Here is a 26304-nt window from a genome sequence, read left to right as displayed (position 1 = left end):
ACTAACGCACCTTATAAAGACGCCGCACCCGGCGCAATATCAAGAATAGCCAAGGCCAGATGACCAGGCTGGAGACCGCCGGCAACAGGAAGTCCGGCTCAAATTTGGCGCCGCTGATGACAAACTCCAGCCAGAAAATCACCAGGTGATACAAGAGTACCAGACACATGACCAGGAGAGTCTGTTGCCAGCGGGGAAAATGCCGTATCCGCTGGAAGTGCAACACCACCACATAGACGACCAGGGACAGCGCCAACGCCCGGATCCCCAGGTTGGCCCCAAGCAAGATGTCCAATGCCACCCCCAGCACCCAGGCGGTGAGAATATTATACCTGTGGGGCAGGGCCACGGCCCAATAGATGATGACCATCAGGAGCCAATCCGGGCGCCATGACTCGACCACCTCGGGCAGAGGCATGATCTGGAATAGGATGCCGAGAAACAAGGTCACCCAAACGGCCATGCGGCCATTGGCGGCTTGTATATTCATTGGCCCTCCGCGGGTTCAACGGCAGCTGGCCGGTCGGCGGGCGCCGCAGCGGCCGCCTCCGGCTGGGTCGCTTCACCCGGCCAGATCAGCAGGAGGTAGCGGATCCTGTCCAAGGCGGCCAGCGGCTGGGCCGTGACCCTGGCATAGTTCTGGCCGTCTTCGGTCGCGACTTCGATCACCCGCGCCACAGGATAGCCCTCGGGAAAACGATTGCCCAGACCCGAGGTCACCAGCAGATCGCCGACCCGCACATCCGTGCTCTTGGCCACATGGCGCAGTTCAATTTCATCCAGCTCGCCGGTGCCGTTGGCCACCATGCGCACATCGTTGCGGGTGATACGCACGGGCAAGCCATGGGTCACATCCGACAACAACAATACCCTGCTAGTCAGTTCGCTGACTTCCACCACCTGGCCGACCACCCCCAGGGCATCGACCACAGGCTGGCCGACAAATACCCCACTGCGGGCGCCGTGGTTGAGCACCACATACTGGTGGAAGGGATCGCTGGCGACTTCCATCACCTCGGCCACCATCTTGCGCGAGTCCAGATGCACGGGCGAGCCCAGCAAGGCCCGCAGGCGTTCGTTCTCCTGCCTGACGTGCTCGAACCTCTGCAGGCGTTCGCTCATCAGCAGCTGTTGCCTGAGCAGCTCCTTATTCTGGACCGCCAGCATGTTGCGGGTGGCAAAGCTTTCGGCGGACCAGTCGAGCAGCGCGCCCGGCACATTGGCCAGATACTGCAGAGGACTGAGCAGGGACGACAAGGACTGGCGCACCGGCTCCAGCCTATGATTGGCCACGAGCAGGACCACCGACAATATGATTGCCAGTGTGAGCCTGAATTGATTGGATATACCGCGAGCGAAAATTGGTTTCATAGAAAAAAGTAAGGCGGCTATTAACCGCCTCGACTTAACTTATCCGTACCCTTAATTCTCTTCGGAGAAAAGATCGCCACCGTGCATGTCGATCATCTCCAACGCCTTGCCACCGCCACGGGCGACGCAGGTCAGAGGATCTTCGGCCACCATCACGGGAATGCCCGTCTCTTGCATCAGCAGCCTGTCCAGATCCCGCAGCAAAGCGCCACCACCCGTCAGCACCATGCCACGCTCTGAGATGTCCGAGGCCAGTTCCGGCGGAGACTGCTCCAGCGCCACCATCACGGCACTGACAATGCCTGAAAGAGGTTCTTGCAGCGCTTCGAGGATCTCGTTGCTGTTGAGGGTAAAGCTGCGCGGTACGCCTTCGGCCAAGTTGCGGCCGCGGACTTCGATTTCCAGCACTTCATCGCCCGGATAGGCCGTGCCTATGGTGTGCTTGATGCGCTCGGCCGTGGCTTCACCTATCAAACTGCCGTAGTTACGACGTACATAGTTGATGATGGCATCGTCAAACTTATCGCCGCCGATGCGCACAGACGAAGAGTACACCACACCGTTGAGGGAGATGATGGCCACTTCCGTGGTGCCACCGCCAATATCGACCACCATGGAGCCGGTCGCCTCTGAGACCGGCAAGCCGGCACCGATCGCCGCCGCCATCGGCTCTTCGATCAGATACACCTCACGGGCACCCGCGCCCATGGCCGATTCACGGATGGCACGGCGTTCTACCTGAGTGGCGCCGACAGGCACACACACCAGCACCCTAGGGCTGGGACGGAAGAAACTGTTGTTATGCACTTGCTTGATGAAGTGCTGCAACATCTTCTCGGTCACATAAAAATCGGCAATCACCCCATCTTTCATGGGACGAATGGCCTGGATGTTGCCGGGGGTCCGGCCCAACATCTGTTTTGCTTCTGTGCCAACCGCGGCAACAGACTTCTGACCAGAGCTATTGCGCTCGCCACGGATAGCAACAACCGAAGGTTCATTGAGCACTATGCCTTCATCACGTACATAAATTAATGTATTTGCCGTACCCAAATCGATCGAGAGATCGTTAGAAAAAATGCCACGTAGCTTCTTGAACATGTAACTAGCCTGTATTCTGTGGAGTCAGAAGAAAAGAAAAATCAGCTAACTTTATCAACGCCACCCAGATTCCACAAGACTGATGAGGTTAACAATCGCTAATGAGGTGTTTTTTTTTACCATATGCAGGTTCGTAGAGGGTTTTACGCAATTTTTGAGCTGTTAAGGCCCGAGTCAGGCTAAAAAACCACCGAATCAAGCCAGTGAAAAACCGGGCCAATTCGGCTCAAGATTCGGCTTATCTTCAAATTAGCCCAAGATGTGCGGTTAAGGGGCAAAAAAAGCCCCCTCCCGGGTACCATGCCTTATCAGTGAAGTTCGCGCCAATAGATGATCTTGTCATGGCCACGGTAGCGACCGAAATAGGCGCTGGCGCGGGGATCGGATAAGGCATTGGCATCCGCCTCGTCCCAATTCCAATACCACTTGAGCCAATCGGGCACGGGCAAAGGTGCAGTCACCTGACCACGGTAAGGCGCTGCGTCACCTGCAGCCAATGCCCGCCAATACAGGGAAAACTCGCCGGCGGCAGCCTTTGCCATGCCGCTGGCCGCCTCATCGCTGCGGGTCACACTCTGATCCGTCAGCAGATCCGGCGCATAATTGTAGCCGTCGGCATCGTCGAGTTGCGATGTTAATCCAGGCACGACACTGGTGCAGGCATCATCGACATTGGTGACCCAGCTTGCGCCACTCCAATACTCGGTGCGCGCCGCCATGGTCAGCCGCTCTGTCTCGGCGCCATAGGTGTTGTCCATCTGGATACGGCCGTGGCGCATGTCAGATGACTGACTCCTGCTTTCATCGAACTGGATGCCCTCGAATACATAGCCAATGCAAGCGCCGGCAGCTTGGAGTTGGTAACAAATCCCATCTGCATCCTTTAGATCCTCTGCTGTCAGCACGAGATCCAACTGCCCACTGAAAGGCGTAACCGACAATGGCGGGATCTTGTGATACAGGAGTCGAGCATTCATTAAGTAGGCGTTCTTCACGGCCGCCGCATCTGTTGGGCTCAGCTCGACGGTACCAGGAGCCACCGCCCCAGCTTCAACCGAGGCAGAGCCAGATTGGTCCTGATAACTGCGTCCCGTCCAGGCATTTTGATAACGCCACCAATCTTCAACTTGATAATTATGAGTGACTTCCCCCTTGAGCGAATAACCCTGAATATCCAACTTAGGTTCTGCCCCCGTCGTAAAGCTGAAGGGTTGATCAAGATAAGTAAATACACCACAACTTGGGGCCAGCTTGGGGGTATTGGGGGTGATGCCCAGATAACCAGGCGTAAAACGTCCCACACTGGCCGTTTTCGCCAAAAGATTTTGAATACCTAGGTCTTCGGTGCTTAAGTTTGCTCCAAGATAGTCGGCAGGCGACTCGGCGGTAAACTTAAACACCCCGACTTCGTTGATAGACTGCTTAACAAGATTGAGGTTGCTCGCGGCTGCGACATGATCATATTCAGTTTGCCCCACCCCGCCTGCCACACCGGAGCTAGGCGCCACCAGCTCACTGGCCAACTTGATCTTGCCTATGGGAGCATAGTTGGGTGTCGTTGTGCTGTTAGCACAAAAATCCGATGTCTTGGTGTTACCAGCCTGCCAGGCCATGCCCTGCACAGTTAAATCGAACTCTTCGCCGGCTTTTTTGTATATAGAACAGCTCACGTCCCCCGCAGAACAGCTCGCATCAGTACCGACAGCCTTAACACACAGGCCCACGGGCACACTGACAAACTGATCCGCGCCCGTCATCACCAGCCCTGACTCTTCTCCCGTGCCTGTGTACCTGGCATTGAGTTGCATCTTGCCGGCATCGGGATAATTGACCAAGAAGGAGGCCTGCCCCTGGGCATCGAACGAGAGCGTGATGTCTGTCGCCACCGACGCCTGATTGCTTACCGGCACAGGCCCAGAGCTTCCCGTGGCTAGGGTGACTTCCTGGCTGGCGGCACGCACCGTCGGCAGCACGTAATCACTCCAGAACTCCAGCGGCTTATCTTCGCCGGCGAAAGCGGCAACACAGGCCTGGGTCCCGTCATCCTTCTTCACCGCCTTGAGCCAAATGTTGTCGGCCGGCTTATTGGCCAGCTTGTCCGGCACATCGAAGATGAAACCTGCATCGGCAAAGTCCAGGGTGCAGGCATCGCGGCTCAGCGGACCGCTACCCTGGCGGCATAATGTCTGGCTCAGGGGCTTGGTGCTGGGCGTCGAGCCGGTCACGCCCACGGTGACGCTGCCGGCGGAATTTTTTCGCAGTTTTAATTGGGTGCTACCGCCGCTGAATCGCGCCACGCTGCCGCCGACCCAACCGCCGCCCGGCAGCGTGGCAGGGCTGAGGTTGGCAGTCACCTCCCCGCTAACCAGCTCGGAGCAATCGGCATTGGCACAGGCATAGAGGGTCAAGCTTGAGGCATCACAGGTCAGTCCATTGCCGGTATGCTCGAACTGGAAGTGATCTATTTGGGCATCGACGGGGTCGGATTGGATAGCACAGACTTCAATGTTGTCGATTTCATGCACATTGGTCTCGCTGCCGGTGGAGCCGGTCAGTGACAGCAGCAGCTTATCCGGTACCTGCGCCTGGCCGGATTCCGCCAGCGCATCGAAAGTCGGGACCAGGGCGACAAAACCGCTGCCGCTATCGCGCTCGACCGTTACCCAGGAGTGCCCGGCCACCCGGGAGTCTATGGTGAGCCGGTAGCGATGGGCCGGGGTGACATAGTTATTATCCACCGCCGGGCTGAGGCAATCGCCACCGCTGTTGCTGCTGCCATCGTTGCAACTGCCATGCAGATAGTTATAGCCGCTCTCACCCGAGCCTGAGCCGCGCACCACCACGGCCTGGCGTCTGGTGCCTATGCTGTTTCCTCCGCCTTCGGCGGAGAAGTTACCGTACTCGTCTATGCCGACCCCCAGCCAGCCACCGGCGAATCCGGGAATACCCGGCTTGAAACCATAGCCAAGGGGACCGCCGAAGGCCCCCGGCTGCGGCGTCACCGCGGCATCGGAAAGCACCAGCGCCATGCCATCTGCACCACTGCCGCCATAGGCATACTGATCGAACTCCAGGGTGATCAGGTTATCCGCCGCCGGAAACAGCCGCTGAAAGGTCACAGCCGTCGCCTGTTCGACCTCGGCCTGGGTCATGCGCAACTTGTTGTCCACCACTGAGGGGGTAAAGTCGCCGCTGCTGCGGGAGCTGACCCAATTGCCCCCGAGCGAACTGCCGGAGAAGCTGTCACTGATGCAAGTCAGCGACGGCTGTACCTTTTCCAGTGCCACGAAGCCATAATTTTCGGCCCCGTGCTCACGATCCGAGTAGTAATAAGTATCTTCGTCGTTGACCATGCTGACCCGGGTGGCACTCAAGTCGCAGCGCCTGAGCCAGCCACCATTGACGCCGGCACGGGAACTCTTGCCGGCCACCAGAGTCGGCACAGCGCCGAAGCCGGTTAAGTCAGTATGGTAGCTACACTGTTGCGACAGGCTGGCATCGTTGCTGCCTCCGCCATGGGTCACACCCGTACCGAATTGATAATTCAGTTGCTCGCCATTGAGCGTGAGACTGCCGCTGCCCGGCTGCAGCGCCAGATAGCCTATGGTCTCGTCATGGGGCAGCGCCCAATTGCCGCCTGGCCGGCAATATACTGTGCCATTGTAATAGTCGTAGGCCTCTGAAGTATCCAGATTCAGCTGGATACCGCCGGTATAGGGCTGAGACACACTGGTGAGCCAGCAGCTGTTGTTGCGGCTCTGCAACTGGTTGAGCACCACATCCAGGCCGGTAGCCAACGGCACATCGACCCAGTCTGAGTAGGCCAGGTTCAGGGCATGATTCGTGGTCACGCTGCCGGCCTTGAGCTTACTGCCGTCCGGCAGGGTGTAGGTGCCAGGTGCCACCGCGAGCCAATGCACCTCGGCCATGGTCTGGGAAGCCACTGTGTTGCCCGGCGGCTCTTGTTGTGACCAGCTGAAACCACTGCCGGATACTGTGCCGAGAAACACAGAGGCAGGGCCGTCACTGCTCTTGGGAGCATTGCTGTCTATGGTCGGCATCAGGAACACCAGCGGGGTCACGCCGTCGGGGAAGGGAGTGTCGAAGCTGACACTGGTGGAACTCGCCTTGCCAAATTGCAGCGCCAGCGCCTCCCCGGGCCCCGGGTTCTGGGCGTTTTCACAGGAACCACCGAAGTCGGCATTGTCCACGGCTGCGGCATCATAATTCACCCCGCTGTTACCGCTGATAGACATGGCACCGCCCGCCGCCAGGGCCCCATCGATTCTGGCATTGCCGGACAGGCTCACCGAGCCGGCGACATAGACTATGCCATTGATATAATTCTTGCCCGAGATAGACAGGCTGCCCCTGATATAGATGAACAAGTTCTCCGTGTTGCCGAAGGCATTCATGGTGGCGTTGTCCATGGTCAGGGAATCGAAATATAACCTGGTGGTGGGCCCCTGAGTGGAGATGGAAGACTTGCTCCCCAGATAACCTGAGCCGAAGTTATAGTCCCCCGGACTGAAGCTACTGCTGTGACCGCTGCAACCATTTCTATTGCAATACAGGTCCCCCAGTGACGGCATATCGGCCGGCGGGGTCAACACTGTGCCCTGGTTGTCGCTGGGCTCCGAGGTGAAGATGGCATCACACTGGGGCGCCGCCTGCAGCAACGTCGGCAACAGCAACAGCAAGGCGGTCAGGATTTGCAGGGTTCTAGTCACGGGCCGCGACCTCGACACTGCGGCTGACCCGCAGGCAGCTGCCTTCATCGCCGCCGCTGCAGTTGCCGCTCTCACAGGTGGCTGTGCTGTCGATACTGTATTGGGTGAAGCCAGCGGCACTGACCGAGGTGCAGCGGTAGCTGACCCGGCAGCCATGAAATCCCACCAAAGCCGGCGGTGTCCAGGCAGTGTCGGCGCTATTGCAGACACCCGCGCCCCCCGTCAGCGGGAATAACTGCGCCAAGGCCGCATCGGCGCCGCTGTTGGCGGCGGCGAGGGCGCGGGTGCCCCAGACTTCCTGAGTCAAACCCGCGTCCGCATCCTGGACTATTCGGATCAGGGCCGATGCCAACAGGGACATGACGGTAATCACGAAGATGGCGATCACCAGGGCGCTGCCACGCTGGCGCCCCATGGGAAAGTGTGGATATCCGCCGGCAGACTTAAGGAACATTGATCACCTGCACCTGATGTTGATACTGAAAACTCTCGCCGTTGACCGCAAATCTGGGCCGCAGCTGCACCAAGGCATTGTTGACCAGGGTCGCGGGCGTCAGCTCGATAGGCAACTGCGCCGGCTGCGAGAAATCGTTGACTATGCCCTGCGCCATCAACACCCCTGCGCCCATGTCCGTCGGCGCCAATTGGCTGGGGTGATTGATGCCGTAACCGGCGTAACGCAGCAGATCGCCGTCGTTGCTGCCGCCGTGAAAGATACAATAGCTGACGGGCCCGCTGGCAACATAGAACCTTTGCCTGGGCGAAGCCTCATCGAAGCGGATCTGTTGTGTGAAGGTGAAATCCCAGCTGTCGCCGCTGCGCTGCACCGCCTTGAGGCTGAACATTTTCCCCTGGCTGGCGGCGGAGTCTGCGTAGACATCGGCCGGCGTCAGCGGATAGATCAGCAGCAACTGCCCGGCCGCGACACTGGCTGTTGTCGCTATGCCTGTGCCCACCTCGGCCTTGGCCCCGGGTTTGAATGGCATATCCAGATAGCTGGAGCTGGCGGCAATAGGCAGCAACTCCAGGCATTGATAACCTGCCTCGGTTCGCAGTCGCACACTGCCCGGCACCGCGGAGCGGATCTCCCGGATAAGTCGCTCCATGGCGAAACGGCTCTGGCTCAGTACCCGATCGACCGAACTGGATTCGACGAAGATGCGGGTGCCGAAGATGACGAAACTGCTGACCCCGACCACCAGGACTCCGAGGATCAGTATCACAGTCACCAGCTCGACCAGGGTGAAACCTGATGCCGAACCTGGGGGCAAGGCGCGTGAGTTCAGCCGCATCAGTAATTGCTCCTGACGGCATGGTAAGTGATCACTTCGCCACTGGGGGTGGTGACATTGACGGTCACCAGCTTGGTATTGAGCACGGCGCCTAGAGCCACAACCACTGAGAGGCGGTAGTTGGGATAAGCATCGGCATAGGTCTGGCTCGAGTTCAGCATGCGGCTGGCTTGGCCGAGACCGTTGTAGTCATCGACATCGTTGTAATCGTCGCGCCCCTCGGTGCCATCCGGGCCCAAAACCCCTGAGCAGGCTTCGCCTGTGGGGCTGCCGCAGGCGGGCACACCGCCGCTGGCGGTATTTTCATCGTACCTCTTGCCCCAGATCTCGTTCAGTATGGCGTGGGCCAACTCGGCGCTGCGCATCCTATGCAGGGTCCCGGCGGCTCTGTCGGCCTGGGGGAATAGGATGCCGGTCAGCAGCACCATGGCGATGGCGATCACCAGCATGCCGACGACCAACTCTATCAGGGTAAAGCCCTTCAGCCTGGCCGAAGAGCGAAAGCGCGCTGGGCTAGTTGGCATAGATGTAGCCCTCGGAGGAAATGGCGATCATCAGGGTATCATCGGCACGCACCTCGATGCAGTCGCCATTGCAGTTCAGCGAGCTACGGCCATCGGCATCGAAGTCCAGGTTGAAACTCTGGCCATTGGAGGCAAGCAATGCCAGCGAGGCGCCGCCCTGGAACCTCTGTTCGGCATCCGTGCCCAGCACAGTCCCGCTGCAGGCCTTGCCTGACCGGCCGGGAAACTGCTGCAATCGATAGCCTGTGGTGCTCACGGCAACACGAAAGCATCTGTCGGTATTATTCAGGGCTTGCAGCTGCACCCGGTGCAGCTCGGCAATAAACTCGTTGCGCAGGCTGAAGGCGCTGTAGGCAGAGGTCCCCAGCAGGCGCGGCAGGACAGCCACGGCCATGATGGCAATCAACAGGATAGTGGTCACCAACTCCACCAGGGTGAAACCGGCTGAAGCAGGGGATTTTCCAACAAGTGTCACCTGGATAATATCCTTATCTTTGCCTGGAGGCGGCCATAGCGCGCAGTACAGACTCGGCCTGAATTAACTCGCTGAGTATGTCAAAAAATCCCCGAAGTTTGAATCCTTAAACAAAAAAGGCCTGCTGAGCAGGCCTTTTTGCAAAATACAATTAGCAAGCGTCAGCGGTTGCTAAGGTATATGTAGGTTGGCTAGTACCATTGACCGCTTCGGTATAGGTCAGGATACAGGTTGCAGGCGCATCTGTCGGCCTGATCTGGATCACACCCGGCGTAGCATCGGTAACTGGGTCGGCTGTAGGATCACCCGCGACACGAACTGTAGGAGTACCCTGTACGCTCCAATCGTCTCCAAAAGTCAGCTCCAGTGCGTTTTGCAAGTTGGCCGTGGTCGCTACTAGATAACCATAAGCAACATTCGCATCCGTGCCTGTTCCTATGTTTACCGTTGCAGTATCCGCATTCTCATTACCGGCAATGATCACCTTAGAGTACACCAGGCTGTTGGCGCCCTGAATCGCAGCTTGCATACCTTGCAGGGTTGAAACCCGGGCATCGCTTTGCAGGTTGATGAACTTGGGCGCGGCGGTAACCGCCAAGATGCCGAGGATGATGATGACTACCACTAATTCGATCAGGGTAAAACCTTGTTGCTTTTGCATTAAAGACCTCTATCCGTATTTTTGTTAACTGTGAATCTATTGGTTTGTTGAAACCGATTATGAAAATCGTTCATTAAAGCTAAATTTTAAAACTAGGTTTTAAAGCTAGGTCTTTAAAAATCAATATTTAAAGCCAAGCCTTTAAAAATAAGTATTGTAAAACTAACACTCAATTGCTGAAGCTGTCTATCTGGCCGGTAGCAGGGTTATAAGTAATGCCCCTGGCGCCTGCCGTAGTCTGGGTTGGCACGGGTGACGGCACGCCACTGGTGGTATTGAGCACGAGCGATGTCACCTGGTAATACAGACACAGGTCCACACCAGTCACCGCCGCTCCCGCGATAGAAGTCGCGTCGCCGCCGCCCGCTCCCAGCACCTGCACCACATAGCGTTGATTACGCGCATCCGCGTTGATCAGCACGTTACGGGGCGAGCTCTGGAGCACGGCATCGAAGACCTCCTGGCAGCTAGCGTTCGTCATTGCGGTCGCAGAGGTATTGCTCAGGCCCGTAGGGTAGCCAAAACGTGGGTCCAGCGACACGCGGGTGCCGTCCAGCACTACGCTGGTGTTCAGACGGCCATCGACCTCCCACTGGGAGCGCACAAAGCTGACTGCGGTCGACAAGCCACCGGCGACACCGTCGACGCTGGCATCTTCGGCCTCATCTGTCACGTTTAAAAAACGCGGGATCGCCGTTGCGGCCAACAGGCCCAATATCACTATCACTATCACCAGTTCTATGAGTGAAAAACCGGTTTGTTTACGTTTCATCTGCTGCACCCCAATAACAAGAGCATTTATTCTACCAGTTAAAGCAGTTTAAAAAACCCCCTGTTTTAACAATATTTTATTAATTAGTCAAAAAAATGACTCCGCCGGAATTAAGGCGATACACCAGGCTGTCACCCTGTTCCAGTGCGAAACGACAAGTGTCATCGCTCGCCCGGTAACTGGCCGTCAGGGCATCGGCTGCGGGATCTTTGCCCATCAATTGCTGCCACAGCGCCCGACAACCTGCCTCATCCAGGCTGTCGGGCAGAGGCCAGCCCTGCCCACTCATACGCACCCGCCCCGGAGCCTGAGTTGGCTGGTCAGCCGTGGTTTGCCAGTTCAGCGGCAGCGCCCGGGGTTTACCCAATAACAGCCATTGGGAACGCACCATGGCCAGCACGTTTAACAGGCGTGTATGCTCCTGCTCCAAATTGCGACTCGCCAGTTGCGGCAACCCGGCAAAATATTTGAATCCGATAATCGCCATTATGACCAGCACAGGCACCAGGGTCATCATGCCGCCATAGACCCCCAATAACTCACTCTCGGCCTTCTGTTCACGCCGCATCCTGTCACCTCCCTCGACCAGACTTAAGCTATCCGCCTATTTGCCGCCCTTGACCGCATTGAGCATGTCCCACATGGGCAAGTAGATCCCCAGTGCCAGCACCAAGACGATGACAGCCACTATGCCTATCAATATGGGCTCCAGCTTGGCGGTCACATTCTTGAGGTCATAGTCCACCTCGCCTTCATAGAAGTCGGCGGCATCGTTGAGCAACTGATCTATCTGCCCGGTTTCCTCACCGACGGCCACCATCTGCAACACCAGCGGGGTAAAGAGTTGGCTCTGGGCCGAGACTCTCAGCATGGCCTCGCCCGACTCTATGCCGCGGCGCATGCCGACTATCCTGTCGTGCATATAAGCGTTATCTACGGCATCGGCCACCAGGCTCAGGGCCTGGGTCATGGGCACGCCGGCGCTGAGCATCATGGAAAAACTGCGGCAATAACGCGACAGGGTCGAGCGCTCTATTATGCTGCCCACCACGGGAATGCGCAGCTTCCAGCGATCCCACTGCTTCTCGCCACGCTCCGTCTTATGCCAGTAACGTATGCCGACCAAGCCGCCGCCGAGCCCCAGGAGCATCAGCGGCCAGTAATTGACGAATAGATTCGAGGTCGCGATCAGCAGCTGGGTCGCCCAGGGCAGCTCGGCGCCGAAGCGGGAAAACATGGCGGTAAACTTGGGGATCACCATGATGTTGAGCACCACCATGGCGATGGCGATGGCGAACAGCACGAACATGGGGTAGCGCATGGCCGACTTGATCCGCCTGCGGGTCTCCTGCTCACGTTCTATGTAGCCGGACAACTGGATGAAAGCATCTTCCAGCTTACCCGTGTTCTCCCCCACATGGATCATGGAGACAAACAGGGCGTCGAACACATCCGGATGATGATTCATCGCCGACGACAGTGGCCGTCCCGAGACCAGCTGCTCGGAAATATTATTCAATGCCAGCTTCATGCGCTGCGAATGTGTGGTTTCCGACAGACCGGCGATGGCACGCAGTATGGGGATGCCAGAGCGGGTGAGCGAGTACATCTGCCGGGTAAAAATTTGCAGCTCATCCAGGCTCACCTTGCGGCCAAACAAGGACGAGAAATTAATTTCCTTGGTCTCTTTGGCATGCTGCAACTCTATGGGGATCACCCCCCGCGCCAACAGCTGATCGGCGGCCGCGCTCTCGCTGGCCGCTTCGAGATAACCTTTCACTTCTTCGCCGCGGGCCCCGCGGCCGCGATACTGGTAGTTGGCCATGTCAGTCTGCCAGGCTCTGACGACTCATGAGATCTTCGGACAGCGGCACCCTGGTCTCGCTGACATCCTCCACCAACTTGGCAACCTCTTCCAGGGTGGTCATGCCTTCGCTCAGGTATGTCAGGGCCGACTCGGCCAGAGGGGTAAAATGCTTGCTGCTGAGGGCGGCACTGGCAAACGCCTGCGGATTGCCGGTACGCATGGCCTCTATCATGTTGTCGTCGAGTTCGAGGATCTCGAATATGCCGATACGGCCACGGTAGCCGCTGCCATTGCAACTCTGGCAGCCGTTGCCGGCACGGAACCTGGCCCGGGAAAAGTCCCTGTGACTGACACTGGCGAGCCAGGCGCTCTCCTGGGCCGTCGGCCGATAGTCGCAGGCACAGTTATTACACACACGCCGCACCAGACGCTGGGCTATGATAACCCTCAGGGCACTGGCCACCAGATAGCTGGCGGCGCCCATGTCCAACAGCCGCAAGGCGCTGGTGACGGCATCGTTGGTATGCAGGGTCGAGAGCACGAAGTGGCCGGTCAAGGCGCCCCGCAGGCCGATTTCCACCGTCTCCTGATCACGCATCTCCCCCACCATGATGATGTCGGGATCCTGGCGCAACGTGGTACGCAGCACGTTGGAGAAATCCAGGCCTATCTTGTGGTTGACCTGTACCTGGTTGATGCGTGGCAACTGGTATTCCACGGGATCTTCGACCGTGATGATCTTGCGATCCGCAGTGTTAAGCTCACTGAGGATGCCATAGAGGGTAGTGGTCTTGCCGCTGCCCGTGGGCCCTGTCACCAGCAACATGCCGTGGGGGCGTTGAATTTGTTTGCGAATGCGCGCCAGTATCTGTGGCGGCATGCCGGTTTCATTCAGGGTCAACAGTCCGGCGGATTGATCCAGCAGACGCATCACCACGGATTCCCCATGGTAGATGGGCATGGTCGACATACGCACGTCTATCTTATGGCCCTTGATTTCCATGTGGAAACGCCCATCCTGGGGCAGACGTTTCTCCGAAATATCCAGCCCGGCCATCAGCTTGAGCCTGAGCACCAGCGCCGCGGCTATGTTCACCTCGGGCAACAGGTTTTCATGCAGTTGGCCATCGATACGCTGCCGAATGCGCAGCGCCTTCTCACCCGGCTCTATGTGTATGTCCGAGGCGCGCATCTGCACCGCATCTTCGAAAATAGACTGTAGCAACTTGACCACTGTGGTCTCGTTATCACTGTCTCCCTGGGTCAGACCGGCGAGATCGAAGATGTCATCGGCGGCATACTCTTCTTCGAGCTTGCCGGCTATCTGGGCAATCTGCTCGGTGCGCCGATAGAGATGATCGAAGGCCTGCAGTAGCTGCTGCTCTGGGGCCACAGCTATGGCAAGTTTTCTGGGGGCCAGCAGTATCTCCAGGTTATCCAGCGCCTGCAGATCCGCGGGATCGCTCATGGCCACCAGCACGCCATCCTCTTGAGCCTCGACCACCAAGGCGCGATAACGCCTGGCCTGTACCTCTGGCAGCAGGTTGACGACCTCGGGCGCGATGGCGCGCCTGCTGATATCCAAATAAGGCAGATTGAGCTGCTGCGACAAGAACTTCAGCAGCTGATCTTCGGTCAGCGCCGCCATGTCTATCAGGGTACGGCCCAGCTTCTTGCCCGTGCTGCGCTGCTCGGTCAATGCCGCCTGCAGTTGTGATTCGCCGATGATCTGCTCCTGGACCAGGAGATCGCCCAGACGCATCTTTAATTTAAGTTTCATGGCTTGCCCTCTAACTGTGCCAAGCGCTGTTCTACATAGGCCACGGCCGCCGCCGACAGGCCCGGCTGTGCCAGGGCATAACGATAGGCCTCGGCCGCTTGCGAATATTTCTGTTGTGAATCCAGGGCATAGCCCAGCCCCATGGACCAGCGGCCCTGCCGGGGCTCCCGTTGCAGCAGCAGACGATAGGCCTGCTCGGCGACGGCGTATTGCCCCAGTTTCTGGGCCAGCTCGCTCTGTTGCAGCCACTTCTGCCCTGCCAGTTCACTCGAATCCGGGAGCTGTTCCAGGGTGGCCAGCGCGGCGGCGCCCTGGCCGCCGGCCTCCTGTACCCTAGCCAACAGCAGGGTCAATTCGAACTCCTGCGGGAAGAGCATGCGTCCCTGCTGCAGTATCTCGGCCGCCTCGTTCAGTCTGCCCTGACCATAATGCAACGCGGCCAACTGCTTCCTGGCCGGATGCAGGGCGGGATCCAGCGCCAGGGCCTCGACATAATGCGTCGCGGCCTCATGCAGCCGGCCCCCTTGCTCCGCCTCGGTCGCCAGGCTCAGGCGTTTCTGCGCCAGCTGCACCCGAGTCAACTTGACCTCTGTCACCGCCATCCGGCCCTTGGGTGAGGCAAGCTGGCTCTCCCCCGCATCCCCGAGCCTTGCCCGCCTGAGCTGCACACTCTTGGATACCTGCCCGCTGGCAAGCGTATCGACAGGCACAGGCGCAGACGGACGTTCACGCCGCTCTGTCGGCTGCGCTGCTCTCGGTTCAAGTGCTGGGCTCGATTCAAGTGCTGCGCTCGATTCAAATGCTGTGCCCGGTTCGGCGACTGCTTGTGACTGACGCCCCTGAGCCGACGTCTGCCCTGCCGTGCCATTCTGTGTTTCGACCTCAGCCTGGGGTTGAGTCAAGACTTGGGCTTGAGTCTGGGCTTGAGCTTGAGTCTGGGCTTGAGCTTGAGTCTGGGCTTGAGCTTGAGTCTGGGCCTGAGTTTTAGTCAAGGCTTGAGGCGGCGCCATCTCCAGCTTGGCCGCCTGTCGGCTCCCGACCTCAAGGGCTGGGGCCGCGGCAGACGAGGAGAAGAGCTGCAGCCCGCCGTAGACGCCGAGTCCCCCCAGGACGAGCGACAGGCCACAGGCCAGGAGCCAATAACCTCTATGGGTTGGCGCCCTGCCAGGATAGCCGAGTTGTCCCGGCGCAGTGGCAGCCAGGGCATGGGGCTGCTGACGTTTGTCCAAGTCTTGTAACATCTGGTTGATCACGCTCATAGCCAGGCTCCGGGTAACAGCTTCAAGCCAAATGCCAGCAGCGCACTCCCCATGAGGCTCAGGGTCAGCCAGCGCCAGCCGCGGCGCCGCGCCGGATAGGCATCCTCTGTGTCGCGAATAGCCGCCAGACAGTGTTTCGCCGCCACAGTGCTGCAACCTTCGCCGAAGCTGAGCAATAGACTCTTATGGGCGATGATATTGATCAATCTGGGGATCCCTCTGGATGCCTTGGCCAGCTTAAGGGTCTCACGCTTGCCAAACAGGGCTTCCCCCTGACGGCCGGCAACCGCCAGCCTATGCCTGATGTAGGCGTCGCTCTCGTCCAGTGTCAGCGGCCGCAGACCATAGCTGAAGGTGATCCTCTGGCGCAGTTGCCGAAAGGATTTCAATGCCAGTCTGTCATCGAGTTCGGGTTGACCGAACAATACCACCTGCAATAGCTTGCGCTGTTCGGTTTCCAGATTGGTAAACAGCCGCAGGGCTTCCAGGCTCTCGTCCGGCAGGGCCTGGGCCTCATCCAGCACCAAGACGATGGAATGGCCATGGGCGCTGAGCGCCAGCAATTGCTGTTGGATCAGGCTGGTCAGTTGTTGTTGATCTATGTTGGCGGCGTATTTAAGCCCAAGCTCCAGAGCCACGGCCCAGCGCAACTCCGACGGTGTCAGATAGGGGTTGGGCAGATAGGCACAACGGAATTTTTCCGGCAGCTCGTTGATGAGTTTCCTGCAGATCAGCGTCTTGCCTGTGCCTACTTCTCCGGTCACCTTGATGAAGCCCTCCCCCGTCTGCAAGGCTATCTGCAGCACCTGCAAGGCTTCGACATGGGGCTGCAGCCCGAAGAAGAAACCCGTGTTTGGGGTCAGGGAAAAAGGCGCTTGGGCCAGACCGAAATGCTGCAGGTACATGGACACCTATTGCGCCTCTGGATACCAGCGATCCAGCAGTGCCTTGGAACGCTTCAACTCGTTCTGCCAGGTATCGCTGCCGACCACTGTGGGTTTAAGCAAGATGATCAGCTCTGTCTTCTTCTTGGAACGGCTGCGATTGGTGAAGGCTTCGCCCAGAAAGGGGATATCCCCCAGCAGCGGCACCTTGGACACAGTCTCTATGTTCTCGCTCTTCATCAAGCCGCCGATCACCACCACATCGCCGGAGGCGGCGCGGATCACAGTATCCGACTCGCGGATCTCACTCTGCGCCAGTGGCAACTGCAGTGAGGCATCGCTGACCTTGATGTCCTTGGTCTGCTCCTTCACATCGATCACCGAGGGATGCACATGCAGCAACACATTCCCCTCGTTATCTATCTGCGGCGTCACATCCAGGGCTATGCCGGAGAAGAAAGGCGTCAACTCCACCTGGGGTGAGGTAATGGGCGTGGTGCCCGCCACCGTGGTCGAGGACACGTCGGTGACAAAGTATTCATCCTGGCCGACCTTGATCACCGCCTTCTGGTTGTTGGAGGCGGTTACCCTGGGACTGGAGAGCACGTCCACATCGCCCTGGGTACTGAGCAAATTGATCATGGTGCTGAAATCCGTACCCTGGATCTTGAGACTGGTGAGACCGCCCAGGGCGGTGGCAATCTGATCCGTCAGCCCAGGGCCGGCCGAAGTGGAAAAGGTCACATTGTTCTTGTCCACATGCCCAAGCACGTTATCCCACTGAATGCCCTGCTGATAGCCGTCCGACAGGGTGACTTCGACTATCTTGGCCTCGAGGATCACCTGCCGCTGCAGATGTTGCTCGGCGCTGCTGAGGAAGGTCTTCACCTGGCGTAACTCATTGGGGTAGGCACGCACTGTCACCAGGCCGGCTTGGGGGGTCACCACCACCTGCCGGCCCTCACCCGTCTTGCCTATGATGGACACCAGGGTCGCCTGCAATTCCCCCCAGAAGTCTGTCTTGGTCCTGGAGCGGATGAAGGTGCCGTTGCCTGTATCGTTACCGCTATTGTTGCTGTTGCCGCTGTTCGAGCCGCTGTTGTTCGAGTTGCTGTTGTTGCTCGAATTGCCTCCGTTGTTGTTGCTTCTCTCGTCCGAGAGGCGCCCCGAACTCACAGAGGTCAGGGAGATGCCATCGCGCTCCATGTACAGATAATTGAGCGAAAAGGTTTCGGTGCGCATGCCGGCGGGAAAGACCCGCAATATCCGTCCCTCGCGGCTGACTTCATAGCCGTAAATGTCTTCCACTACCTGCAGGGCCTCGCTCAGGGTCACGCCCTTGAGCGACAAGGAGATGCTGCCCTGCACATTCGGATGCACGGCCACGCTCAGCGGCGTGCCCTGCACCAGGCTGGGGAAGAAGACCCGGGCGGCCACATCCTGGGCCGAGACGTCGAAACGACGCTCCGTCTGCAGCCCGGTGGCGAGTCCCGCCAGCAGGCCACCGGCTCTCAACTCCTGCTGCACCGCATCCGGCATCATGGCGGGCGGCATGGGGCTTTTCTTGGCGGCGGGCTGCGCCGCCTGGCTCAGGGCGTCTTTCGAGGCCCTGGGCTGTGGCCTGTCTGTCGCCTGGCAGGCCAACAAGCAGAGTGACAGCAGAGGCGCAATATATTTCATTCCATTCATTGTTGTTATTTTCCTATCTCGCCGTTATTGCTTGTCAGCCAAGGCGTGAAACAAATCCAGCTTACGGCCGTCAGACAGTGACACAGAGCGACTGTCTATGGCGACTATGCGTACACCCTGTACGACATCGCCAACCGAATAAATAGCATCATTAATCACCACGAATGCCGATGCATCCGAGCTGACTATGCTGCTGAGGACTAAATTATCATTCTGGGGTGCGACCGGGGGCGAGCCGGCGACGGCCCCCGTGCCCGGCAGGGTGGGGTCTCTGAGCGCCTGGGCTTGCACCCCAGAGAGCAGCATCCCGGTCAACAAGACAACCAGGCTCACGCCAAGCTTATTTCGCCACACTGATAAAATCCTTATTGATGCTCAAGGTATAAAGTTCGAGTTCGATATGCGCCTTGGGATAGTCATGGACCCGATAGTCCAGACGTTTCCAGTACAACTTATTCGGCATGGCTTCTACCTCATCGAAGAAACGCAGCGTGCTGAAGTAATCCCCTTCCAGCGTCAACCCTATGCCGTGGCTGTAGAGATTCATCTTCTTGTCCGTCTCGCCCACCTGCAACAGAGGCACGGGCGGGATAGAGGCGAAGCTCAACAGTTTTATGCCTTTGACCTTTCCCAGCAATTCGGCCAGGAGTTGCGGCATGGTGTTTGCCGGCACCATGTCGACCATCTGAGCGTCGAGTCGGGTGTCCAACTCGCGCATCTGTTGTTCCAGGCTCGCCAGTCGCTGGCGATAATCTGCATCTGGATCCAGGGACAGGCGCTGGCGATACAGCTCGAGTTGCTGGGTCGAGAGGGCATTTTCCTGGGTCAGAGACGCCAGTGTCTTGTTTGCCTTTGCCTGGCTCAACCACACTGTCTCCAGCGGCAAGTAACATAAGAACAGCGCCAGCAGGCTGGTCGCCAGGGCTATCATGCCGCGTTCGCGGCGGCTCAGGCCGGAAAACCTTTCGACCCCCATCTGCCATCTTTGCCTCATTGCCCCTCCTCCTTCGCAGCCATGCTGGTCAGAGTGAAGGCCAGCGGCTTGTCATCGCCCTGATCCATGGTCATGGTGGCGAAGGTCTCCCCCTTGAGCGTCTGAGTGGACTCGAGTCTGGCGATCCATTGAGGCACGCCCTGGGGTTGCCGGCTATAACCCTCGAAAACATAGGCCTGCTCATCGACCTTGATGCGGCTCAGCCAGATATTGCTGTCGGCCACCAGGGCCAAATCTTTTAGCAACGAGGCATAGCCATGGCTGGTCAAAGATGCCCGCTGGCTCAGCTCGCCCATCAGCAGGTGTTTCAGCTCCAGGCGCTGGCTCAGTGACTCGACCCCGGCCACCAGGGCGGCATCGGGTTTATGGGCCTGGAGCCTGGCTTCGAGCGCCGACTTCTGCTGTTGCAATCTCTGTTGCTGCGCCGTGGCGAGACGCTGTTGCTGCTCGAGCCGGGACAGCTGCCAATGGCTCAACAGGCTGATCACCAGCGTCAACACCAGCAGGACTCCCAGGGCAGCGACCAGGCGTGTCAGGGTCAACCGCCGCTGAGGCGGCAGTAAGCTGAGCCGAAAGAGGTTAACCCGGGTCTTGATCACGCATCCTCCCGACTGAGTTCGGCCAATGCCAGCGCCGCCATATGGGCAGCCACAGTGTCTTGTTCGAGCAAATTCACCTGCTGATTAAATTGGCCGCCGAGCAGTTGCGTCAGTTCCCGGCTGGGCCCCTCCATCAGCACTTCGATCGAGGCCACGGGCGCCTGGCGCAGCTGACTCTCGAAATAATCCATAGAGCGCTGAATCTCCAGGCTCAGGTTATCCGCCATCCCCAGCGACAAGTCCTCGGCAGACATCTTGTCTATGCGGCTGAAACCCCGCACCCGGCGTTGCATCAACAGCTGCCCCTGCTTCACCACAGTCAGCAACAACTCCTGACCCGGCTGATGACTCAGCACCAGCCTGGCCTGGGGGTCGTCGACAAACAGATTGGTCATCGCCAATTCTTCTATGCCTATGCTGGTTATCTCTAGACCGCTGTCTATCATGGCCCGCACCATGGGGCTCAGACTGCTGCTGTCGGTCACGACAACATTCACCTTGGTGATACCTGGCAAGGGATAATCGAAATAGTCCAGATGGATCTGGCTCACGGGGATGGACACCATGTCCTTTATCGACCAGAGCAATGCCTGCTGCATCTCCTGGGCCTCGACCTGCGGCTTGTCTGCCAGTAGCAATTGGTAACGGCTGGCGGCCAGCAGCACAGAGACCCGTGCCTGGCCAAATTGTTTGACGACACCGGCAAACGTCTGCAGCCAATCCTCGGCCTGCAGACCGATCTCGCTGACCGTCGCCGGCCCCTCCTGGGTCGGTGCCCGATAGACCCACAGGGTATCGGCGCCGACATAGATGCCCAGGTCGGTCACTGACTGTGGTTTTTGCCAGAAGGCAAACTTACCCAAAAGACTGTTACCCATGTAAACTGACTGTACCTCTAGTGGTTGATAATCAACCCATTATTCCCGTTTTTACCGCCACTACCACTCAGACATACATGCCATAGATCTGTGATATTTTTTGCGTCAGAATATTGACGACCGATATATTAACCGCTAATTGGTTAATTTTATAGATAAATGTTCTAGACATTAGCCATAGGTCGAATGCGGGCATTGTAACAAAATTTCGCCAATTCCCTATAGCTAATCTCAAAGTTAACCCAGGGTTTCTTCCGGCTCACGAAAATACAATCCCTGGGCCGCACTCACCCCCAGGATCCTCAGGGTCTGCCACTCTTCGAACAATTCGACCCCCTCGGCACAGATCTGCACATCGGCACGGTAGAGACCGCCGATCAGGCTGCGGATAAATAATTGATTCTCCTGGCGGACATGTATCCGCCTGACGATGGATCTATGCAGCTTAACCAGATCGAAATGGTATTCCTTGATGTAATAAGTGCCTACCACCTGTTGGCCAACATGATCGACACAGAGGGTGACCCCCATCTTGCGTATCATATCCAGCTGTGGCTTGAGCCGCTCCCTGTGGTGGATCACCATTTCCTCCGTCACCTCGACTATGAGTCTGGAGGTTAGATGCCTATGCTCCAACAGGCAGGTCTGCAACCAACGCATGAAACTGCGGCTCAGCAGTGAATCCAGGCTGAGATTGACGCTGTACCTGACGCGCCTGTTGCCGGGGTCGCCGAGCAAGCCGAACAACACCCGCTCGAGGATCTGCCTTTCTATCTGCGGCATCAAACCACACTTGTTGGCCATGGGGATGAAGCTGGTCGCCAGTATGATACCGCCCTGCCCGTCGCGGACCCGGGTGAAGATCTCTTCATGGTGCAGCTGATTGTCCGAGTCCATTATGGGCTGACTGAAGGCCAGAAACTGCTTGTTGGCCAAGGCATTTTCCAGAAAACTGCGCCAGCGGACGCTGCTCTTGAACAGCTTGTCGTCGACTATGCCCTTATCGTACATGAACCAGTTGCTGCTGCCCTGCAGCTGCGCCGCCCTCAGCGCCATATCCGCCTCTTCGACCAACTGCTCCTGCGCGTCTCCCGCCTCGAAGTAGGCGCCACCCAAATGGTAGAAATTATCTCTGTTGTCAAACTCGGGCAAGGGTTGGCTCAGGCAAACCTTCAGCAATTTGGCCGCCAGTTTATCCGCCTCACCGAGGGAAATCTGTGGCACCACCACGGCGAACTGGTTACGGGAACGGCGGGCAAAGATGCTGTCTGCCTGGGTGAGCAGCACGCGGTTGATGCCGGCAATAGTCCCATGCAGCAACTCCAGCGCCGGCGTCTCCCCCAGGCTGGCCTCCAGGGCATCGAGATCGTCCATCTCCAGCAAGTACAAGACGCCATAGGTGATCATCCCATGCTCATCGCTGAGGGCATCCAGGCGATTCTTCAGAAACAAGTGATTGCCTATCTGGGTTTCTGTGTCGAGGAAGGTGTTGGCCCGAATGAACTTATCCAAGCGCCCACGCTCCTTATGGGCATCCTGCAGCGCCTCGAGCAAGTGGGTCAGGGCGCGGTTGATCAGTCTGGGCTTGCCCTTGCCCGGCGTGGCCAGCGCCTGCTCATGCCGGCCCTGCAGGATCAATTGACTGCGTTGTGCCAATTCTTCTATGCCCTCCAATTGCCGCGACAACCATAGATAGCCGAAGCGGACGAAGAGGGCGATCGCCGTCATACCCACCAAGAAGATCAGCAGCTCATACCACCCCAGGCTATGGCGCGCGAAGGGCTGAGGCAAGGTGAGATACATACTGAGCCCATGTTCACTGTCCAGCACATGGTCATAGACGATCACATTCGAGTCGTGGGTATTGCCCTCGTATTCGAACAAGAGCTCCCGCTCCAAACTCAGACGAAAGGCCCCGGCATTGTAGGCAATCAGCATGGGTGGCAACCAGGTATCCAGACTCCAGTCACTTTCGGCCTGGTAGTGCTCCACCAGCATGGATTCGAGCTCCATCACCTTCTGTTGCTGAAACTTATAGGTCAGCTGCATGAAACTCATCACTGCGATGAGCAGGCAGACGAAGGCTACGGCCGCCAGTGAGGTTAACCAAAAACTGGTTAACTTTTTAGTTAACATTCGCGTGAGTTTCATTTATCCGCTTACCCGCAGGATTATTATTGTGATGATTCTGGTTGAAATGAGCCAACATCGCGCGCCAAAGGCTCCAGCGATTATTCAGCAGGAAAGATTAAAAGGCAACCGGCAGGAAGGGGGCAGCCGCCCTGGGGGCAAAGATGCGGCCAGGGAAGCAGGTTCGGCCTATGGGCCAGGGTGCCCGGGCTAGGGCTAGGGCTAGGGGCAGCATGTTTGTTGCAGGCAATAAAAAAGGGGCTAACGCCCCTTTTCTCTATCATTCGTCCCTTGGTATCAGAACCCCTTACACCTGATAGTGTTCGGGCAGGGTCGGAATAGTGGCTACGCCAGAGTCGATCGCCGCCTGGGACACGGCACGAGCGACGTTAGGCAGCAACCTTGGATCCATTGGCTTAGGCAGCACATAATCAGGGCCGAAGCTCAATGAACTGACCTGAGGGTAAGCCTCGAGTACCGAAGCGGGTACGGGCTCCTTCGCCAGGGCGGCAAGGGCATGCACCGCGGCAATCTTCATTTCATCGTTGATGCAGGAGGCACGCACGTCCAGGGCACCGCGGAAGATGAAGGGGAAACACAACACATTGTTGACCTGGTTAGGGTAATCGCTGCGACCCGTGCCCATGATGAGATCGCTGCGGGTGGCGTGTGCCAGCTCGGGATTGATCTCGGGATCCGGGTTGGAACAGGCGAAGATCACCGGGTTGGGTGCCATCATGGCGATCTCTTCGGCGCCGATCACATTAGGTCCCGACAGCCCCAGGAAGGCATCTGCATCCTTGATCACGTCCTGCAGAGTGCGTTTATCCGTGTTATTGGCAAACAAGGCTTTGTATTCATTGAGATCGTCGCGGCGGGTGTGAATCACGCCCTTCCTGTCCAGCATGTACACATTCTCACGCTGGGCACCACACTTGACCAACATGGTCATGCAGGCGATCGCTGCGGCACCGGCGCCCATGCAGACGAAGACGGCATCTTCTATCGACTTGCCCTGGATTTCCAGTGCATTGAGCATGCCGGCGGTCGTCACAATGGCGGTGCCATGCTGATCATCATGGAATACAGGCACATTGCAGCGTTCGATCAACTCTTTCTCGATTTCGAAGCACTCGGGAGCCTTGATATCTTCCAGATTGATGCCACCGAAGGTGTCGGCTATGGCTTCAACCGTGTTGATAAACTCTTCCGCCGTGCGATGCTTCACTTCGATATCCGTGGCATCTATGTTGGCAAAGTGCTTAAAGAGCAGGGCCTTACCTTCCATCACCGGCTTGGAGGCCAAGGGGCCAAGATTACCCAAGCCCAAGATGGCGGTGCCATTGGAGATCACGGCAACCGTGTTGCCCTTATTGGTATAACGGTAAGCATTGACAGGATCCGAGGCGATTTCACGCACAGGCTCTGCCACTCCCGGGCTGTAAGCGAGGGCGAGATCGTGGCTGCTTTGAGCCGGCTTGGTCAGACAAACTGCCATTTTGCCTGGAACCGGGAATTCATGATAATCGAGTGCTTGTTGGCGAATATCTGACATTTTGACATCCTGAAATGCGACATTTAATTTTATGAGTAGAGGCCTACCAAACCCAAGCATGCTCTGCCGATGGCGATCCGAGTCATTAACTTGCTGGCTGGTGCCAATTAGAATACGCGAATGAAGTGGGCTTTTAAACAATAGATTAAGATATTTCACCCTAGAGCGGGATCTCGCTCGCTAAGGTACATTTTCAGCAGTTATCTTTCCCCATTCAGCCCCAAATTCGCAACAATTTATGTAGGAAAATAACGTAAATTATTGCGTAAATACTGTGCTTAAGGCGTATTTTTTGGTTTAATTTTGACAAAATCACCATATTAGGCGGCTGAACCGGGCAGAGAGAGGATTTTTATCCTGAATAGGCCGAAAATGCCTGGAGTTAATTGTAAAAAAACAACCAAGAGATCCGACCTCTCGTTTGGGCCCACGGGTCCATCGGCTGCCGGGGTGGAACAGACGCGTTCGCCGGCGTTGCAACGGCACTATGCGGCGACAGGGCCGGGATAGCCCTGAGCATAACCCTGAGCCCCTGAGTATAACCTTGAGCCACCGGCGACTGCTCGTCGGCCAGGTATGGCTACAGCGACGAGCGAGCACGCCCAAGACAGCAGAGGCTTGGCGAGGAAGGCTGGAACAGGAAAACATGCGGCCAGGGGGCAAACGGCCAGCGAATGGTAAGACGGAAATGAAAAAGGCGCCCTGAGGCGCCCTTTCTATATGCATAGCATGGGTAGTTACTTCTTACCCAGTACACCGAAACGCTTGTTGAACTTGTCGATACGACCACCGGTATCAACAACTTTCTGAGTACCAGTGTAGAATGGGTGACATGCACCACATACGTCCAAGTGCAGGTCTTTACCTACAGTTGAATTGATTTTGATAACGTTGCCACAAGTACAGTTTGCAGTGATTTCTGCATATTCAGGATGGATACCTGGTTTCATCGGGATTACCTCAAATGTAAGGCCATGTCGCTCTCCCAACCCGAAGTTGGGTACCACATGCAAGTTAATAACAATATGTTTAAGGCGCAGGATGGTACAGTATCTGCGCAGGGGACACAAGCGGATTCTCCGCCATTTGGCCCCATGGCCTGGCCATCAAGTGCCGGCCTGCAGCGCCTCGAACCTCAGTCTGGCACCGGCCTCGTCTCCCTGGGCTGCCAGCGAGTCCTTGCCAGGGCAAATCAAGCTGGCATCACGCCTGAGGGCATCTATCTTCTGCCCGACGAAGGCCTGGCGGTTGGCCTCATAAATGGCCAGCATGGCGCCATAGACATGGGTGTGCCATGGGCCAGTGTAGCGGCGGGCGATACGCCACAGGGTATCGCCGACATCTACCTCCAGCCGACAGGCTTCCCCGGTAGACGCGCCGCCTGGGCTATGACTTGACCCGGAGGCATCGAACAAGGCCAGGCTGGCAATCTCATGCCAGCTATCGCCCCTGTATTGGCGCACCACCAACTGCGCAGCAGCAGAGGTCACATCCTCGACCCCGAACAGCTGCAACATGAAGCGACCGAGCGGCTGCACCATCAGCCTCTCCTGCGCCTCCCCCTGACGCAACAGGAACTCGAGCCGCGACAGGTCCCGGGGTTCGGCCACCAGATTGAGCCTCAGCTTGGGGTAGCCACCCAGCTCGAACTGACGCTGATTGAGGCTCAGATGTGAGACTTGCGCCCCCACGGAGCAACAGAGGAACACAGGCAAGAGGCAGAGGATTTTCATCAGATGGCTCATTCGCTTACTCCCTTATTCCGCCCCAAGCCGGCGGCCCGGCACTCAACCGATAGGACTG

Annotated in this window: 25 protein-coding genes; 1 reads left to right on the top strand and 24 read right to left on the bottom strand. The window is 57.7% G+C overall.

The features are described from left to right. Nucleotide 1: 1 nt before the first annotated feature. The 21 genes from mreD to csrD form a co-directional block, all read right to left on the bottom strand. On the bottom strand, nt 2-490 hold the full coding sequence (mreD, locus tag HC757_RS08580) for a rod shape-determining protein MreD (RefSeq protein ID WP_169563898.1): 489 nt from the start codon (nt 488-490) through the stop codon (nt 2-4). After that, nucleotides 487-1371 carry a rod shape-determining protein MreC gene (gene mreC / locus HC757_RS08575; protein WP_244623330.1) on the bottom strand — a complete coding sequence of 295 codons (885 nt, stop codon included), beginning with the start codon at nt 1369-1371 and terminating at the stop codon, nt 487-489. Before mreC ends, mreD begins: the two co-directional genes overlap by 4 nt. 51 nt (nt 1372-1422) lie before the next feature. Then, nucleotides 1423-2472, bottom strand: coding sequence for a rod shape-determining protein (locus tag HC757_RS08570; RefSeq protein WP_169563897.1), 1050 nt, complete (start codon nt 2470-2472; stop codon nt 1423-1425). Between the two features lie 308 nt (nt 2473-2780). Beyond that, nucleotides 2781-7202 (bottom strand): DUF6701 domain-containing protein, encoded by a 4422-nt coding sequence (locus HC757_RS08565; RefSeq protein ID WP_169563896.1) that lies wholly within the window; start codon nt 7200-7202, stop codon nt 2781-2783. Next, the gene (locus HC757_RS08560; RefSeq protein WP_169563895.1) at nt 7195-7656 is read right to left on the bottom strand and encodes an MSHA biogenesis protein MshP; all 462 of its coding nucleotides are present in this window, start codon (nt 7654-7656) and stop codon (nt 7195-7197) included. The genes HC757_RS08565 and HC757_RS08560 overlap by 8 nt, the downstream gene beginning before the upstream one ends. Next, nucleotides 7646-8494, bottom strand: a complete 849-nt coding sequence (locus HC757_RS08555) for a PilW family protein (RefSeq protein WP_169563894.1) — start codon at nt 8492-8494, stop codon at nt 7646-7648. Before HC757_RS08555 ends, HC757_RS08560 begins: the two co-directional genes overlap by 11 nt. Continuing rightward, on the bottom strand, nt 8494-9018 hold the full coding sequence (locus HC757_RS08550) for a type IV pilus modification PilV family protein (protein ID WP_169563893.1): 525 nt from the start codon (nt 9016-9018) through the stop codon (nt 8494-8496). Before HC757_RS08550 ends, HC757_RS08555 begins: the two co-directional genes overlap by 1 nt. After that, on the bottom strand, nt 9008-9493 hold the full coding sequence (locus HC757_RS08545) for a prepilin-type N-terminal cleavage/methylation domain-containing protein (RefSeq protein WP_169563892.1): 486 nt from the start codon (nt 9491-9493) through the stop codon (nt 9008-9010). The genes HC757_RS08550 and HC757_RS08545 overlap by 11 nt, the downstream gene beginning before the upstream one ends. Nucleotides 9494-9644: 151 nt before the next feature. Further along, nucleotides 9645-10154 carry a prepilin-type N-terminal cleavage/methylation domain-containing protein gene (locus tag HC757_RS08540; protein ID WP_169563891.1) on the bottom strand — a complete coding sequence of 170 codons (510 nt, stop codon included), beginning with the start codon at nt 10152-10154 and terminating at the stop codon, nt 9645-9647. A 169-nt stretch (nt 10155-10323) separates the two neighbouring features. Further along, on the bottom strand, nt 10324-10926 hold the full coding sequence (locus HC757_RS08535; protein WP_169563890.1) for a type II secretion system protein: 603 nt from the start codon (nt 10924-10926) through the stop codon (nt 10324-10326). 79 nt (nt 10927-11005) lie between these two features. After that, complete coding sequence (locus tag HC757_RS08530) at nt 11006-11494, bottom strand: MSHA biogenesis protein MshF (protein ID WP_169563889.1); 489 nt, start codon at nt 11492-11494, stop codon at nt 11006-11008. Nucleotides 11495-11530: 36 nt separating this feature from the next. Further along, nucleotides 11531-12751, bottom strand: a complete 1221-nt coding sequence (locus HC757_RS08525; RefSeq protein ID WP_169563888.1) for a type II secretion system F family protein — start codon at nt 12749-12751, stop codon at nt 11531-11533. A gap of 1 nt (nt 12752) precedes the next feature. Then, nucleotides 12753-14513 (bottom strand): GspE/PulE family protein, encoded by a 1761-nt coding sequence (locus tag HC757_RS08520; protein ID WP_169563887.1) that lies wholly within the window; start codon nt 14511-14513, stop codon nt 12753-12755. After that, complete coding sequence (locus HC757_RS08515) at nt 14510-15772, bottom strand: tetratricopeptide repeat protein (RefSeq protein WP_169563886.1); 1263 nt, start codon at nt 15770-15772, stop codon at nt 14510-14512. Before HC757_RS08515 ends, HC757_RS08520 begins: the two co-directional genes overlap by 4 nt. Continuing rightward, nucleotides 15769-16677: an ExeA family protein gene (locus tag HC757_RS08510; protein ID WP_169563953.1), complete on the bottom strand. Its 909-nt coding sequence runs from the start codon at nt 16675-16677 to the stop codon at nt 15769-15771. Before HC757_RS08510 ends, HC757_RS08515 begins: the two co-directional genes overlap by 4 nt. Nucleotides 16678-16683: 6 nt before the next feature. After that, the gene (gene mshL / locus HC757_RS08505) at nt 16684-18345 is read right to left on the bottom strand and encodes a pilus (MSHA type) biogenesis protein MshL (RefSeq protein WP_169563885.1); all 1662 of its coding nucleotides are present in this window, start codon (nt 18343-18345) and stop codon (nt 16684-16686) included. A gap of 24 nt (nt 18346-18369) precedes the next feature. Continuing rightward, nucleotides 18370-18699, bottom strand: a complete 330-nt coding sequence (locus HC757_RS08500; RefSeq protein ID WP_342343053.1) for an MSHA biogenesis protein MshK — start codon at nt 18697-18699, stop codon at nt 18370-18372. Next, a complete protein-coding gene (locus HC757_RS08495) occupies nt 18686-19339 on the bottom strand; it encodes an MSHA biogenesis protein MshJ (protein ID WP_169563884.1) in 654 nt (217 codons plus the stop codon). Before HC757_RS08495 ends, HC757_RS08500 begins: the two co-directional genes overlap by 14 nt. Next, complete coding sequence (locus tag HC757_RS08490; protein WP_169563883.1) at nt 19336-19938, bottom strand: PilN domain-containing protein; 603 nt, start codon at nt 19936-19938, stop codon at nt 19336-19338. Before HC757_RS08490 ends, HC757_RS08495 begins: the two co-directional genes overlap by 4 nt. Next, nucleotides 19935-20816, bottom strand: coding sequence for an MSHA biogenesis protein MshI (locus tag HC757_RS08485; protein WP_169563882.1), 882 nt, complete (start codon nt 20814-20816; stop codon nt 19935-19937). Before HC757_RS08485 ends, HC757_RS08490 begins: the two co-directional genes overlap by 4 nt. A gap of 237 nt (nt 20817-21053) precedes the next feature. Next, a complete protein-coding gene (gene csrD / locus HC757_RS08480; RefSeq protein ID WP_169563881.1) occupies nt 21054-22967 on the bottom strand; it encodes an RNase E specificity factor CsrD in 1914 nt (637 codons plus the stop codon). On the opposite strand from csrD, the gene HC757_RS08475 reads away from it, so the two are divergent. Continuing rightward, entirely contained in the window at nt 22864-23160 is a 297-nt protein-coding gene (locus tag HC757_RS08475; RefSeq protein WP_169563665.1) for a hypothetical protein, read from the top strand. The genes csrD and HC757_RS08475 overlap by 104 nt on opposite strands. A 93-nt stretch (nt 23161-23253) precedes the next feature. Here HC757_RS08475 and HC757_RS08470 read toward each other — a convergent pair whose 3' ends face one another. From HC757_RS08470 to HC757_RS08460, 3 genes are all read right to left on the bottom strand, one after another. Further along, nucleotides 23254-24501, bottom strand: a complete 1248-nt coding sequence (locus HC757_RS08470) for a malic enzyme-like NAD(P)-binding protein (RefSeq protein ID WP_169563880.1) — start codon at nt 24499-24501, stop codon at nt 23254-23256. Between the two features lie 737 nt (nt 24502-25238). Further along, nucleotides 25239-25451 (bottom strand): 50S ribosomal protein L31, encoded by a 213-nt coding sequence (gene rpmE / locus HC757_RS08465; RefSeq protein ID WP_169563879.1) that lies wholly within the window; start codon nt 25449-25451, stop codon nt 25239-25241. Between the two features lie 156 nt (nt 25452-25607). Next, the gene (locus HC757_RS08460) at nt 25608-26246 is read right to left on the bottom strand and encodes a LysM peptidoglycan-binding domain-containing protein (RefSeq protein ID WP_169563878.1); all 639 of its coding nucleotides are present in this window, start codon (nt 26244-26246) and stop codon (nt 25608-25610) included. Between the last annotated feature and the right edge of the window lie 58 nt (nt 26247-26304).

The organism is Shewanella salipaludis, from assembly GCF_012911865.1.
GTDB classification, from domain to species: Bacteria; Pseudomonadota; Gammaproteobacteria; order Enterobacterales; family Shewanellaceae; genus Shewanella; species Shewanella salipaludis.
This window is presented reverse-complemented; position numbering and strand designations above follow the sequence as displayed.